The 14,191-nt window shown below is 59.5% G+C and carries 8 protein-coding genes and 1 riboswitch; of the genes, 7 read left to right on the top strand and 1 reads right to left on the bottom strand.

All coding sequences use genetic code 11. The annotated features are described in order from the left end of the window. Positions 1-2: 2 nt before the first annotated feature. The 6 genes from ACTJKE_RS21740 to ACTJKE_RS21715 are packed head-to-tail and all read left to right on the top strand — an operon-like array spanning position 3 to position 8,627. Positions 3-2,255 (top strand): glycosyltransferase family 2 protein, encoded by a 2,253-nt coding sequence (locus tag ACTJKE_RS21740; RefSeq protein WP_440692332.1) that lies wholly within the window; start codon positions 3-5, stop codon positions 2,253-2,255. After that, positions 2,252-3,097, top strand: coding sequence for a class I SAM-dependent methyltransferase (locus tag ACTJKE_RS21735; RefSeq protein WP_440692330.1), 846 nt, complete (start codon positions 2,252-2,254; stop codon positions 3,095-3,097). The genes ACTJKE_RS21740 and ACTJKE_RS21735 overlap by 4 nt, the downstream gene beginning before the upstream one ends. Continuing rightward, positions 3,094-4,356: a glycosyltransferase family 4 protein gene (locus ACTJKE_RS21730; protein ID WP_440692328.1), complete on the top strand. Its 1,263-nt coding sequence runs from the start codon at positions 3,094-3,096 to the stop codon at positions 4,354-4,356. Before ACTJKE_RS21735 ends, ACTJKE_RS21730 begins: the two co-directional genes overlap by 4 nt. A gap of 10 nt (positions 4,357-4,366) precedes the next feature. Further along, positions 4,367-5,098, top strand: coding sequence for a hypothetical protein (locus ACTJKE_RS21725; RefSeq protein ID WP_440661804.1), 732 nt, complete (start codon positions 4,367-4,369; stop codon positions 5,096-5,098). Between the two features lie 11 nt (positions 5,099-5,109). Then, positions 5,110-7,329, top strand: a complete 2,220-nt coding sequence (locus ACTJKE_RS21720; RefSeq protein WP_440692326.1) for a hypothetical protein — start codon at positions 5,110-5,112, stop codon at positions 7,327-7,329. Beyond that, positions 7,326-8,627, top strand: a complete 1,302-nt coding sequence (locus tag ACTJKE_RS21715) for a glycosyltransferase family 4 protein (protein ID WP_440692324.1) — start codon at positions 7,326-7,328, stop codon at positions 8,625-8,627. The genes ACTJKE_RS21720 and ACTJKE_RS21715 overlap by 4 nt, the downstream gene beginning before the upstream one ends. Before the next feature lie 156 nt (positions 8,628-8,783). Here ACTJKE_RS21715 and thiD read toward each other — a convergent pair whose 3' ends face one another. After that, complete coding sequence (gene thiD / locus ACTJKE_RS21710) at positions 8,784-9,593, bottom strand: bifunctional hydroxymethylpyrimidine kinase/phosphomethylpyrimidine kinase (protein WP_440692322.1); 810 nt, start codon at positions 9,591-9,593, stop codon at positions 8,784-8,786. A gap of 246 nt (positions 9,594-9,839) precedes the next feature. Next, a riboswitch (TPP riboswitch) is annotated at positions 9,840-9,942 on the bottom strand. 1,344 nt (positions 9,943-11,286) lie between these two features. Here thiD and ACTJKE_RS21705 point away from each other — a divergent pair. Next, the gene (locus ACTJKE_RS21705; protein WP_440692320.1) at positions 11,287-14,112 is read left to right on the top strand and encodes a glycosyltransferase; all 2,826 of its coding nucleotides are present in this window, start codon (positions 11,287-11,289) and stop codon (positions 14,110-14,112) included. Positions 14,113-14,191 lie beyond the last annotated feature (79 nt).

The raw sequence follows: 14,191 nt of genomic DNA, 5'->3' as shown, positions 1-14,191 counted from the left end.
GCGTGACGGCAGACGACCGCATCAGGAGCCTCAGCGACGAATTCGCAACTGCTGTGGCATTCAGGCTCAGCCTTGATGTTGCTGTGCTGATCTGGGACGCCCCCGCAGACCTGCCGGCGAAAACCAAATATGCGCTTTCTGCATCGCGATCCCTCGTTCCTCTTGTCAGCATGACCCTCCCGCGCGCCGACGGCGGGCAACGCGTCTTCTGGGCAATGCGGCCCGGAAACGAGCGCGAGCTTGCGGAAATCGCAGTCGATCGCGATGTCCTTCAGACCGTCGTCCTCGAACCGACTGGCCGGCTTCCGTTCCTCGATATGGCGGCACAGTTCGCCGGTCTGATGCCCGAGGGGCGATTCAAGTTTCTCAACACCCTGCTCACCGTCTGGCGGAGCGCATTCCGGCTTTCCCGCGACGAGTTTTTTACCGGTCTGGTCGACGACGCGATCCATGCCCTGAACCTTGGCCAGCGCCCCGCGACGATCGCCTGCCGGCTTGCCCATGGCCGATACCTTGCGGAAACGACCGTCAGCGCCGAGTTTGGCGAGATCAGTGCAATCTATGCGCTGAGCGCCGACGCGGTCCTGCCGTTGCCGCAGCAGTTTGCCATCACCGGTCGGGCGGAGCGCGGCTGGCGCCGTTGCCACTTCGTGCTCGAAACGCCACGGGCGCCGCAGTCGCTCTCTCTCATGATCATGGGCAAGCGTGGCGTTGCCATCCGCGAGGTCGCCCATCGCGGCTCGCGCTACCAGAACATCCAGGAATGGTGGCCCGAACACGGCGCCGCGCTGGGCCTCAGGGAGTTCGTCGTCCGTTGCCTCTCTGCGATCCCTGAAAGCGGGACGGCGCTCGCAACCGACCTACAGCTTCGTTCGCCCTTGCCGGCACGCCAGGCCGGAAAATCCCCTCTCCACCCCGGTGCAGAGATCGATCTGGCGCTCGCGCTACCCGATGGGCTGCTGGTCGGCGGTTGGACCCGTGACCCGTCCGGCGTGCTCTCGGGGATCGACTATCTTCAGGAAGACGGCACTGCGTTACCGCTTGACGGCAACTGGTATGAATTCCCCGGCTGGGCCCGTGGCGCGGAAGAAGGCTCGAAGACTGATGTGACAGGCTTCGTCAGCTGGTTGCCGATGCGAGAACCGCTCGGCGCCCTACTTCAGCCCCGTTTCCAGATGCGGCTTGCCTCCGGCGCCGTCAAACCGTTGGTGCCGAAGCCGCAGCCCTTCGATCCCGCGACACAACGCAACCGCATCCTGCGGGCCGTTCCGCCACAGCACGCCATCGATGCGGCGTTCCGCACGATCCTCGCGCCCGCGCTTAAGGACGTGGAGCAAAGACTGGGAAAGACGATCAGGGTCGATCAGACGAAGGACTTCGGTCCTATGCTGGAGGCGCCTCTGGTCTCGATCGTCGTGCCACTCTACCGCGTTCTCGACTTCCTGCGCTTTCAGCTCTCAGGCCTCGCCACCGACCCCTTTGTCGCCGCCAATGCCGAGATCATCTATGTGCTGGATTCCCCTGAAATCCACGACGAGACTGAGCACCTGCTCGGCGGCTTTCACCTGTTGCATGGGCTTTCGATGAAGCTCGTGGTGATGAACCGCAATGGTGGCTATGCCCGTGCATGCAATGCAGGCGCACGCTATGCCCGCGGTTCCGTCGTCGTCATGCTCAACTCGGATGTCGTGCCCTGCGGGCCGGGGTGGCTGGAGACGCTTGCACTCCCGGTGCTCCGAGAGAAGTCGCTCGGCGCGATCGGCCCGAAGCTTCTCTTTGAGGACGGTTCGCTGCAGCACGCGGGTCTCTACTTTGCCCGCAACAAGCAGGACATCTGGCTGAACCATCATTTCTACAAGGGCATGCCCGGTGCCTATGCGCCCGCGCAAAAAACGCGCGTCGTGCCTGGGGTCACCGGTGCCTGTCAGGTCATGCGCCGGGAGGTCTGGGAACTCGTCGGCGGCTATGCCGAGGACTTCGTGATCGGCGACTACGAAGACAGCGATCTCTGCCTCAAGATCCGGCAGGCCGGCTTCGACATCGTCTATGAGCCGGCTGCCTGCCTTTATCATCTGGAGCGGCGATCGATCAGCCGCAGCCAGGATTACACGCGCGGTGTTGCGAGCCAGTACAATGCATGGCTGCACACCGAACGCTGGAACGACGACATCAGCGCGCTGATGCCAGCCTACCTCGGCGCCGAAGAGGCGGCAGCGCCGAGCGGTCACAAGACTGCCGCCAGGAGCGCCGCATGAACCAACCCGCACTTCGCCACGCAGATAGCCTGCAAACGGCCTGGCAGCCGAACGAGGACCGCATCGACGGGATGCTTCAAACGGTTCTCAGCAATCGTTTCCTGCCACAGCCCGACAGCAACAGCGTGTTCGTCGGAGACGGTAACTACCGGGCGGTTGGCGCCGAGTTTCTCGGCCATTTCATCCGCATGGGCGGATTGCAGCCGGAAAGCAGCGTGCTCGACATCGGTAGCGGCATCGGCCGGATGGCCGTTCCGCTCACACAGTATCTCGACGCCGATCGCGCCCGCTACGTCGGCGTCGATCCCGTGGAAGGCGGTGTCGCGTGGTGCCGCAAGTCCGTCACGCCGGTCTACCCAAATTTCACTTTCGAGCATGTGGACATTGCCCACGAGCTCTACAATCCCATGGGCAAGATCAACGGCAAGGCGCTGAAGCTCCCCTATCCGGATCGAACGTTCGATTTCGCGATCATGACATCGATCGTCACGCACCTCCCGCCGGACGAAGTGCTTGTCTATTTCAGCGAAGTCAGCCGAATGCTGAAGCCCGGTGGCCGGCTTTTCGTGACGGCGTTCGTGGTCGATCGCGTGGCGGCGAAGAATGAAAACGGCAGGCGGGATCCGCGCCTTGGCTTCAATCGCAGCGGCGATGGTCCCTGCTGGTTCGTGCCGGGCCTACCGCCGCTTGCCGCTGTCGGTTTCGATGACGGCTTTCTCGATCGGGCGCTCGAACGGGCGGGCTTTTCAACTATCCTGAAATCACTCGGCCATTGGCGCGGGCACGATGCCGGCCACTACCAGGATGTCTTCGTTGCCGAACGCCGGGGTGCAAACGGATGAAGAAGCGCATTCTGGTCGCGGCGCACAATCATCCGGCGCTCCATCCGGGCGGTACGGAGATTTTCGCGCACGACCTCTTCCGCGCCTATCAACGCGCCGGCCATGAGGTACTCTTCCTCGGCGCCACCAACCAGACCCATCGGCAGGTGCGCCCAGGCACGAGCTTCCAGGCGATTGGCCCTGAGGGCGACGAGGTGCTGTTGTGGTCCGGTCATTTCGACCGCTTCTTCATGAGCCAGATCGACCTCTATGGCGTCGTTCCTGATCTGACCGAGCTCTTGCGCGATTTCCAGCCGGACGTGGTCCACATTCACCACCTGCTGCTGCTCGGCGCCGAGTTTCCGCACATCGTGCGCCGGACTTTGCCCGAGTGTCGCATCGTCATGACGCTGCATGACTACTATCCGCTTTGCCACCATGACGGACTGATGGTGCGAACCAGCGGCAAGGAGCTTTGCCACAAGTCGACGCCCGACCGCTGCCACGCCTGCTTCAAGGATATCCCGCTCGACCGCTTTGTGCTTCGCGAGCAGCATCTTAAAGCCCTGTTGCGCACGGTGGACCGTTTCGTATCGCCGAGCCAGTTCCTGAGGCAGCGATACATCGATTGGGGCCTGGACGGGGAGCAGATCGATGTCATCGCGAATGGCTTGCCACGGCGGGACCTTCCGACGCGGAAGGATCGGCAGGAAAACGACCGGCCGATCTTTGGTTATTTCGGCAACCTCAATCCCTGGAAGGGCACCACCGTCCTGCTTGAGGCCGCGCGACAACTGATCGACGAGGGCCTGCGCTTCGAGCTCAGGGTACATGGCGGCGTACCGTTCCAGAGCGATAGCTTCAAGGACGAGATCGCTCGCCTGTTCAAGAAGACCGCCCCCACCGTCCAGCAGCGCGGTGCCTACCGGCGTGACGACATTACCGACCTCATCGCCGCGGTCGATTGCACCATCGTGCCGTCGATCTGGTGGGAGAATGCGCCACTCGTCATCGGCGAGGCGCAATCCCAGCGCAAGCCCGTGATCGCGAGCAATATCGGCGGCATGGCCGAAATGGTTCAGGACGGCGTGAGCGGCCTGACTGTTACACCCAACGACCCGCGGGCGCTTGCCGCCGCCATGCGCCGCATCGCGGAAAACCCGGATCTCAGGCGCCGCCTTTCGGCGAACGCCCGCAAACCCGATGATATCGACGCCACTGCCCGCCGCTATCTCACGCTCATCGACACGATAGAGCCGGCACGAACCGCCGCGGCCTAGAGGAATGACCATGTCTGTAGCAACCGACAAGCCGGATGTCGCACCGGAGCAAAACAACGCCAAACCCTTGAAGGGCCGGGTGGACGCGATCGACCAAGGCCGCGTTTTCGGTTGGGCATTCGACCCCGAGACGCCAGAGAAACGGCTCGCCATTCGCGTGCTGCTCGATGGCAAGGTGATCGCCGAAGCTCTGGCTGACCGCAACCGATCCGATCTCAAGCGAAACGGGATCGGCGATGGCAACCATGCCTTCGAGATAGCCCTGCCTGACACGGCAAGCGCCCGCGCGGCCGAACTGGTTGTCATGGCCTCGACGGAAAAAGGCGGCGAGCTGCCGCTTCGCGTTCCCAAACCCGACGAACAGGCGGCCGAAGCCCTGATCGCCGCTCCGTTGGCAAAAGTGCTCGACAAGCTTGATGTGCTGATGGCGGCACAACGTCAACTCCAGGTCTCTCAGCGCTCGGCCATCCGCCAGAAGCTCGACGACGGCGAGGAAGGCGAAGCGGCGGGACTTGCTGCTGTCAGCGACGACGTCGCGAGCCTGCGGACAGAAATCACCCAACGATTGACCGATCTCGATGTGCACCTGATGCGTCTCGATGGAGTTGTGGCGGGCATGGAAAAGAGCCTCAATGCCTTGAAGCAACGCTCGAACGGAGACTTGAAGCCGGCATTTCTGCTTCTCTTTGTGCTTGCGGGCTTCACCGCAGGTGCGATCCTGACGCTTCTCCTGCGGACCTAAGGGGACGCATCATGCCCAATCAGGAGCTTTCCCTTTCGCCGAACCCTGCACCGCTTGCCCGGATCATGCGCAGCGGACGGGTCGTGGTGTGCCCGATCGACGAGGCGCTGCTGCTGGTGATTGGCGCTGGCGGCCCGTTGGCCGATCAGTTGCCTGTCGAGATCGATGAAGACCCCGATACCCAGGCGATCGGCTCCATCATCGGTTGGCGGCTTTCCGCGCCACAGACATCCGCCACCCATGGTTTCGCCGCGCTCGTCCCTGTCGACCGCACGCGTGGCATGCCGGCAACGCTGCGCTTCGGAAAGGAAGGCGGCGGCAAACGCTACGTCGTTGCGCCACGTGCCGTGTCGACAGGTGATGTCGCCGCCATGCTGAAGGAGCTCGCCGGCCCGCAGGTCGTTCACGTGCTTGGCCGCCTAGTGGACGTGTTGATGAAGCCGCCGCTCGATGCGCGGAAGCTCACGGCGATCACAGTCCTCCTCAAGGCGGGAACCGTGAAGGACGGCTACATAGAACTGCTTGGCGAAAGTCACGATGATGCGATTGCACTCAAGGGCTGGGCGAATGACATTGCCGCGGGCGTTAGCCGCGCCATCATCAAGGCAGAAAACGCATCGGTCGCCGAGTGCAGCATCGCGGTTTTCCCGCGCAACGACGCACCGGAAGACGCGGTCGGCTTTCTGGGCCTCCTGTCTGCGGATGATCTTCCGCGGGCGCGTGACATCCAGGGCATTTTCTATCGTGGGCGTGGCGCCTGGCGCTATGCGCCGGTCCACGAGCGCAAGTTCGTTGCGGGCCCCCTAGAAACGCCGGGTCATCTTCGCGCGATGCTGCTCCAAAGCCAGAGCTCGCCGCAGGTGCTGTTGCGCCTGCGCGAGGCGGCCAACGGCTTTGACGGTACAGAAACGATCTCAAGCCTCCCCGTTCCGGTCCGGCTCGGCGTCGACGCACTCTATCAGGGCGATGAAGGCGCCTTCCTGATCTCAGGCTGGATGCTCGATCCGGACGATCATGTGCAGAGCGTCCGGCTGCGCCGGGGGCGCGCCGGGGCGCGACTTGATGGCGCCTGGACCCGCACCGAGCGGCTCGACGTGGAAGAAGCGTTCGTGGACCGGCCGGAATTCAAGGGCGCGATATCCGGACATCGCCGTACGCACGGTTTCATCGCTTTCGCGGATGGCCTCGTCGGCGATCCGGCGGCACCCCTTCACCTCGAAGTCACCCTTCGCGATTCTCGTCGCGCCTATATGCCGCTTCACCCGACACGGCTGTCGGCAAGGCATTCGGCGCTGCGGCTGCTGAACGCAATCGATCCGACCAGTTGGGCCTTGCCCGATATCGTCGATCGCCAGATTGTTCCGTTCATCACTGCGGCTCGCACTGATGCTCCGACCATCGAGACCGTCATCGACATTGGCCGCTTCGGTGAGGCTGTGGGGGCGGCAATCCTTGTCGCCGCGGGGGAGGCCGAGGAGGATTTTGCTGCCCTGTTAGGACTTCTAGCGCTCGATCCACTTACGCGGAAGGCGCCGATCGTGCTCGTCCTGCAATCGGAACAGTTTCGCCGGCGCGCCGCCGGCATCCGGCGACTTGCGGAATTCTATCGCTTGCCGCTGCGCCTTTTGTCCGTCGAAGGTTCAGGCGATGCCAGCGACCTTGCGCGGACTGCGGCGCAGGCCATCGACAATGAAACCGTCATCCTGCTGTCTGCGTCCCTGACGCCCGCCAATCCCGGTTGGTACCAGACGCTTGTTGCGAACTATGAAACCAGGAGCGGAAGCATCATTTCGCCGACCCTTGCCTATGAGGATCATTCGATCCGTTGGGCCGGCAGTTCGTCGCTCGATCGCGCGGATCATCTGCAGTCGAGCCGGTATGCCGGTTATCCGGTCGGCGCTGTGAACCGCCTGAAGCTGACGCGGGTGGCGACCGCGTCGCTCGAGTGCTGCATCATGCCTCGCAAGGCGCTTCTCGACGATACCTGCCCTTCGCCGGCTTATCTCGGTGCGTCTCTCAATGGGCTGGATCTTGCCTTGAGGCTGAGCCGCAAGGGCTACGAATCCTATTGGCTGCCCGCCTTGCAGATGCTCGGGTCGGATGAGGCGTCCGGTGCCGTTTCGGCAGCCACGGCCAGGTACGTGGAGCGTGTCGATCAGACGCTCTTCCGTGGCCGCTGGATGCAGACCGTCGAGCCAGACACCACGACCCACAATGAGGTTTCGGCATGAGTGAGAAACTCCGCGTGCTGGTCGTCTCGCACGGCCACCCGATCCATTCGCTGGGCGGCGCCGAGATCGCCTCCCATGGTTTGCACAAGGCATTGAACGGCCTGCCGGGGATCGAATCGATCTACCTCGCCCGCGTCGGCAATCCCGTGCCGCGCCACGGCGCGTCGGCGCTGATGAGCCTTCGCCTGGCGATGGACGAGGTGCTCTACCATGCCGAGGACTTTGATCATTTCTTCCTGTCCAACGGCGATACCGACGCGATCCGTCGCGACCTCTTGCGCTTTGTGGGAGACATCAAGCCCGACATCGTCCACTTCCACCATATCATCGGGTTCGGACTGGAAGCCCTCTATGCAGTGCGCGACGCTCTGCCGAAAGCGCGCATCGTCGTGACCTTCCACGAGTACCTGCCGATCTGTCACAACCACGGGCAAATGGTGAAGCGGCCCTCGGGCCAGCTTTGCAATGGCGCTTCGCCAATCAGTTGCCACACGTGTTTCCCCGAAATCCCGGTGTCGCGTTTCGTGCGCCGCGAGCAGTTCGTGCGGGGCATGCTAAACCTTGCCGACGCCTTCATCGCCCCGAGCGCCTTTCTCGCCAATCGCTATGTCGAGTGGGGCATCGCTGCTGAGAAGATATTCGTGATCGAAAACGGCATCGTCCTGGGTGAAAAGACGCCCTCGCGTGACTTGCAGGCGCCGACGGCACGTCGCAATCGTTTTGCCTATTTCGGGCAGATGACCCCCTTCAAGGGCGTTCATGTGCTGATCGACGCGGTATCGCGCGTGCCCGACGATATCTGGGGTGACGATTCCACGCTGATGATCTTCGGCGGCAACCTCGAGCGTCAGCCGATCGAGTATCAGGAACGCGTAGCGAAACTGATCGAAGACGCCGGCCGCCGCGTCCGCTTTTACGGCTCCTACCAAAACCAGGACATGCCGCGGCTGATGCGATCGGTTGACTGGGTTGTGATGCCATCTGTCTGGTGGGAAAACTCGCCGATCGTGATCCAGGAAGCGCTGCACCATGGCCGGCCGATTATTTGCTCCGACATCGGCGGCATGGCCGAAAAAGTCCGCGACCGGCTGGACGGCTATCATTTCCGGACCGGCAGCGCACAAGACCTTGCCGATCGCCTTATAGACGTGCTGAGCACGCCAAGGTCATGGGACAACCTCAGGGCAACGCTCAGGCGCCCGATAAGCCATGTCGACTGCGGCCGCGAACATGTCGCGCTCTACCGGAAACTGCTCAAGGAGGAGCAGCCGGTGCACCCCAGCGCCGCTGTGGCCTGAACCGAAAAGCGCTCTGTCCTCGTCTCTCACATCGCATTTACAAGCGACCGAATTCCCGACTCGACGGACATTCCATTGCTTATCGGGCAATGGGATGTCCTGGTTTTTTAAAGGTCAACTTGAACGGTGGAACCGGCGCCAAGCGCCGGAATGGAATTAATCGCCGTTCGGTGCCCACCATCGATGGAAGTGATGAACCGGTCCCCGCCCCTGCCCGATTTTGAGCGCTGCTCCGGCAACAAGCGCGTCATGCAGATAGGTCTTGGCGGCTACAACCGCTTCCTCGAGCGTGAGGCGACGGGCGAGACCAGCCGCGATCGCGGCAGATAGCGTGCAGCCAGTACCATGATCGTTCCTCGTCTCGACCCGCGGGCGCGACAAGCGCAAGGGGGTATCCCCGTTGAAGAGGATATCAACAGCTTCATCTCCCTTGGCATGCCCGCCTTTCATTAGCACGGCGCGCGCACCAAGCTTCAGGAGCATCTCCGCTTGGCGGGCCATTTCCGTCTCGTTCTCGGCAATCGCGCGGCCCGTCAACAGCGCCGCTTCGGGCAGGTTGGGCGTCACGATGAGGCCAAGCGGCAGCAACTCCTCCTTGAGCGTCGCGATCGCATCCGGACGCAACAATACGTCACCTGAAGTAGCGACCATGACCGGATCGATGACAGCCAAATGCCCGTATCGCTTCTGACCGGACGCGATCGCCGCAATTGTCTCCTGACGGGACACCATGCCGATCTTCACCGCGCCAACGGCGAGATCCGAAAACACCGCATCGATCTGAGCTGTGACAACAGCCGGAGAGATATCCTCGACGGCCGTGACCCCGCGGGTGTTTTGCGCGGTGATGGCCGTGATCACGCTGGCACCATAGACGCCGAGCGCCGAAAACGTCTTCAGATCCGCCTGGATGCCGGCACCACCACCGGAATCCGAGCCCGCAATAGTGACGGCGATAGTGGTCATGCCTGGCTCCGCTGAAATGTAGAACCGGGTCCAATGATGGCGAAAGCGCGCTCAAGCCACCGGCTCAAACACGCGCAAACTGAGGCAGGTCTTCCGGGCAACCTGGAAGATAGATTGAGCCGATGGGTCGGTCGCCTCGCTCCCTGCAGTTCTTCGTCGCTACATTCTGAACAGCGTATTGGCACCAACGATCTCCCGAAACCAAAATCACGGAGATCCAGATGAACGGCGGAGACGCGGGGGTGCCAGAGAGGCCCTTGCCGTTCCTACGCCGGTATGATCCGGATCAGGTTCAAGGGTCTGGCTCACCGCCATCTCAGCACCGTCAGGTGCGCCCCTCGGCAGGCATGAATGCTATGGGAGCGTGACAGGGGATGTCAATTGCTTGAGTTTAGCAGGCCCGTATATGCGTCGGCTCGATGCGGAAGACGGAGGACCTGAAAGGAAACAACCAGCAAAAAGGCCCCTTTTGCCTCGAGAGCATAAGGAGCCTTCCGTCTGAGCGTTCGACTTCACAGACCTTGGCAGACTATCCACCTGAAGGCCGTTAAGGCAAGGGGATTTCGAACGCGAGCCTATGCAATCCCGGAGTGATTTGGTCGGCAGCACTGCGTTTCACTCAGTGGCGACGCGCCTTCCAAGCAGAACGATAGATGTAAGGCGCCTCATCGCATCAATGTCACCGCAATGCTTTTGAGACTTGCACTTTCTCGGGCCAAGGCCGCTTCGGCTGCGCGCAGTTCGCGTGTGACAGACAGAATATCGCGGTGCGCCATTGCGAGTACAACCTGCAACACTTCAGTGTCTGGCCAGCAGAATGAGGTGCCATCCGTCGGGGCCGCGATCGCCGGCTAGCCGATACCTCGCCGTTCGGCCCCTCGCGCCTGTCCAGCGCATGATCGTCTTTATCGCATGGCCTCTCCCACCCAATTCGTGACGTGGCGCGGCAACGTAATCGTCTCTGGCGGCGCGCGCTGATGCTGGAACAATTGTGCCCGTATTCTGAACCATACTGCCCACCTCCCCGGTCTATACTTCGGCATTCTGACCTCAATTCACACGTGATATATACCGGTGGTCATCGTTTGGACTGAGAACGGCTGCGAACAACCACCCTCGGACGAGCAACTCAAGGTTCGGGCGGCGATCTACGTTCGGATGTCGACGGAACATCAGAAGTACTCGACCGACAATCAGCCCGTCGCACAGCAGCCCAAAATGTAACTGCCGTCCGGACAACACGGTCTGCGCGCTCGGGCGAACTCCCCGGGGACGCAGCCCAGGGTGTTGTGGACAAACCGGAGAGAAGAATGTACCTGCAAGCCACTAAAGTGATCAGTTCACGTTGTGTGCTGACCGGCCGCAACAACGGACTCGCGTTTGCCGTCGAAACAACGCGAAGTAAGGCACGATATGCGATTCAAGGAATACGGGCTCCTGCACGAGCTGCACTCCCGTCGGGCTGTACGGAGCAGATCCCCTACCCCATCGAGACTGGCAAGTAATAGCAGGCAACGCCTATTGTGAGCTACAGCCCAGCCATCCTTTCGGTTTCCTATCTAATGCTGCAGCATCCGAAAGTTACTTGAGCCTGGCAGCACCAAAGCTGCATTTCAACGTAGAACAGCGGGTCAATCATGTTTGATCTATGTGTGCTCATTTGAATTGCCGACGTTAATAAAGGAAATCAAGTATGTCATCGCGGCTTGGCGAGATTTTGATAGTCACCGAAGAGCTTGCAGGCTTAAACAGATCTGGTGGGATTGGCGCATGCGCGCTGGGTCAAAGCTTACACCTGCGGTCGCTAGGCTACCAAGTCGACGTTTTAATAACTGATCTGGACTGCAGTCAAGCAACACAGCGAGAGCAGCTGAGAAACTTCAGCAGCTTTACAGTTCGATTTCTTCGAGATCTCGTTGACGCAGATGATGTTGTATCACAGCCTGTTGACGCTATATCGAAGTCATATTGCGTCTATCGATATATCAAATCGCAGAACTATCACGTAGTGCATTTCAACGACTGGCTCGGTTCAGGCTTCTATACGGCAATGGCACGTCGCCAAGGCCTCATATCCAGCGTAATCGTAACCCATTTGCACGGTAGTTCCGAGTGGGTTCGGAGGCACAATAAGAACCTTCCGCGCCTTGAAGAGTTTGAGACAGAAGCAATCGAGAAGAGCCAAATCGAAAATTCGGACTTAGTGATCAGCCCCAGCGAATATCTTCTAGATTGGTACACCGCTTCAGGAATTCGGCTCCCAAAATCAAGGGTGTGCAATTGGTTGCTACCCCAATGGTTTAATGATGGGTTCGACGGCGAACAACCCTTAAGTTGTGCACCTGTGGCCCCTGGCAGTATAGACACCCTGATCTTCTTTGGGAGGCATGAACGTCGAAAGGGCTTTGAACTCTTCCTTAGCGCGGCAGCGGTGTTCCCCAAGAGTTTTCAACCGAATTTAGTCTTCCTCGGACGTTTTGATCGCCTTAACCAGGAATTCTCTGGCTCTGCCGCCCTTAGAAAGCTAAGTGGATACGGCGGGGAAATCGATTTCGTTAACGATCTACATCAACAAGACGCGCTCCGGTTCATTCGGAAGGCCAAGAGTGCACTCTGCGTGATGCCCTCCGTGGTTGAAAACAGCCCATGCGTCGTAGGTGAATGCTTCACGATAGGCACGCCATTCATCGCAACTAATGTAGGGGGAATAGCGGAACTCATAGCGCCCGATAGCCGGAAAGCTTGTCTACCGGAAGCAGAACCCAAGGCGCTCGCCGAGGCGATTCAGCGTGCAGCAGTTTTGGGGATAGATCGGCTAGAGTCGACACTCGTCCCGCGACGGATCAAAGAAGCATGGGCTGAAATACATGCGGCGCTGCAGCAAAATGCTGAAGAAATGGTTGAAGTAGATTCTTCGCGGCCCTTGGTTAGTGTTTGCATTACCCACTATGAGCGTCCAAATTTTCTTCGACTGGCACTCCAACAGCTTGAGGCGCAAAGTTACGACAACGTTGAAATAGTTATTGTTGATGATGGCAGCCGAACAAAAGAGTCACATGAAGAACTCGATATTATTGAGCGAACTAATTTTCGATTCCCAGTTAAAATTCTACGGGAACCAAACAAATATCTAGGGGCCGCACGCAATACCGCGGCACGTCATGCCAAAGGGGATTACCTGCTTTTCCATGACGACGACAATGTCGCCGAAAAGCAGGAAATTGAAGTATTCGTCAAAGCAGCGCTAAGCTCAGGGGCCGATGTGTTGACCTGTCAAGCTTTCGTGTTCCGTGCCGATGACGCGCGAGGTCCATTTGTACACGACATTGTGGGACAAGAAAGAAGATCCATTGAATTTTACCCAATCGGGATCGGAGGAATTTTTTCTTATTTTCGGAACCGCTTTGGTGACGCAAATGCTCTTATTAAGAGAAGCGTCTTCGCTAAGCTTGGCGGCTTTACCGAATTGCGTGGCGTCGGCTTCGAAGACTGGGAACTGTTTCTGCGGGCCCATTTGATGGGGTACAAGCTAGGGATTGTCCCGGAGCCACTATTTCACTACCGCGTCAGTAGCGGCGGTATGTTGGCGACAGGCGATACAGCCCAAAACTTCCAAAGAATTTTTGAGGCTGTCGACGGCGTGAAATCAACAGCGGATGGCGACATTATTCGATACGCCATCAGCGGAGATCTATCCGAGCAGATTACCAATCTAACGTGCCACAATCTCTCGAAAGAACGCGCGGCCGATCATCACCGCAGGCTGATGAGTGTCGACCCTAATTCCTCTGAAGCGCGCGAGATACTTGCGGAACTCGCCGTGAAGCTCGGCCGGACTCGCGATGCTATTAATATTAGCGTGGGCCGGCAGCGCGAGGAGCTCGTGCGCCAAGCATCGCAAGGCAAATTAAAACCGCGCCTTCATAGGCAGGAACTGCAACACGAAACAATTCGGACGGGTGATCGCGGGCAATGCTACATCCTGAGAGGGTGGCTTGTCGATCGGTGCGGTCACCCACGGAATCCAAAAGCAATGTTGTTTGGCCATGAATATTTCAAGCCGCTGTTAGTGGAGCGCTACGAGCGACCTGACGTGCAACGCGCTCTGGGTCTGGACGATTCTACTAATTTGGGGGTGAAGGCACTGCTACAGCGAGAGCGAAGTGAACTGCTGCTAGACAAAATTACCTTTGCGAGAAGCGCAAAGATTGCGATGCCCAAATCCGGTCATGCAAAGCTACTATGTGGAGAGTCACAACTCAAAGGGCACATTGATAATATGGTTGCATGTGACGCAATTCGCGTCCCGCTGCCTCAGGACGGGAGTTGGGAGGGAGAAATGGAAATCGTCACCGGTCATGGTGTGGACGTAGCGGTCAAGTGGAATAGTAAGGCGATAGAGTTTGGATCACCACAATCTTACAGAAAGCACTTTGTAATACCTTGCTTGGACCGGCGAAGAGAGGCTGTCGACATTTTTTTGCCGCTCGGCATATCCGTCGACGTTTACTTCTATTAGACAGGCAACGTTTGGCATAGAAATGAACTTGCGATTCCAGTGCGATTGCGCCCTCCTTCTCTAGTCACGAACAGAAGTG

The organism is Ensifer sp. 22521 (genome assembly GCF_052044795.1).
Taxonomy (GTDB): Bacteria; Pseudomonadota; Alphaproteobacteria; order Rhizobiales; family Rhizobiaceae; genus Ensifer.
The sequence above is the reverse complement of the archived record's forward strand: the minus strand, read 5'-3'. Positions and strand labels throughout refer to the sequence as shown.

What these genes read in the sequence shown, in the direction of transcription:
- ACTJKE_RS21705 (WP_440692320.1), top strand. Translation starts at nt 11,287, where the DNA reads ATGTCATCGCGGCTTGGCGAGATTTTGATAGTCACCGAAGAGCTTGCA.
- ACTJKE_RS21720 (WP_440692326.1), top strand. Translation starts at nt 5,110, where the DNA reads ATGCCCAATCAGGAGCTTTCCCTTTCGCCGAACCCTGCACCGCTTGCC.
- thiD (WP_440692322.1), bottom strand. Translation starts at nt 9,593, where the DNA reads ATGACCACTATCGCCGTCACTATTGCGGGCTCGGATTCCGGTGGTGGT.
- ACTJKE_RS21735 (WP_440692330.1), top strand. Translation starts at nt 2,252, where the DNA reads ATGAACCAACCCGCACTTCGCCACGCAGATAGCCTGCAAACGGCCTGG.
- ACTJKE_RS21730 (WP_440692328.1), top strand. Translation starts at nt 3,094, where the DNA reads ATGAAGAAGCGCATTCTGGTCGCGGCGCACAATCATCCGGCGCTCCAT.
- ACTJKE_RS21715 (WP_440692324.1), top strand. Translation starts at nt 7,326, where the DNA reads ATGAGTGAGAAACTCCGCGTGCTGGTCGTCTCGCACGGCCACCCGATC.
- ACTJKE_RS21725 (WP_440661804.1), top strand. Translation starts at nt 4,367, where the DNA reads ATGTCTGTAGCAACCGACAAGCCGGATGTCGCACCGGAGCAAAACAAC.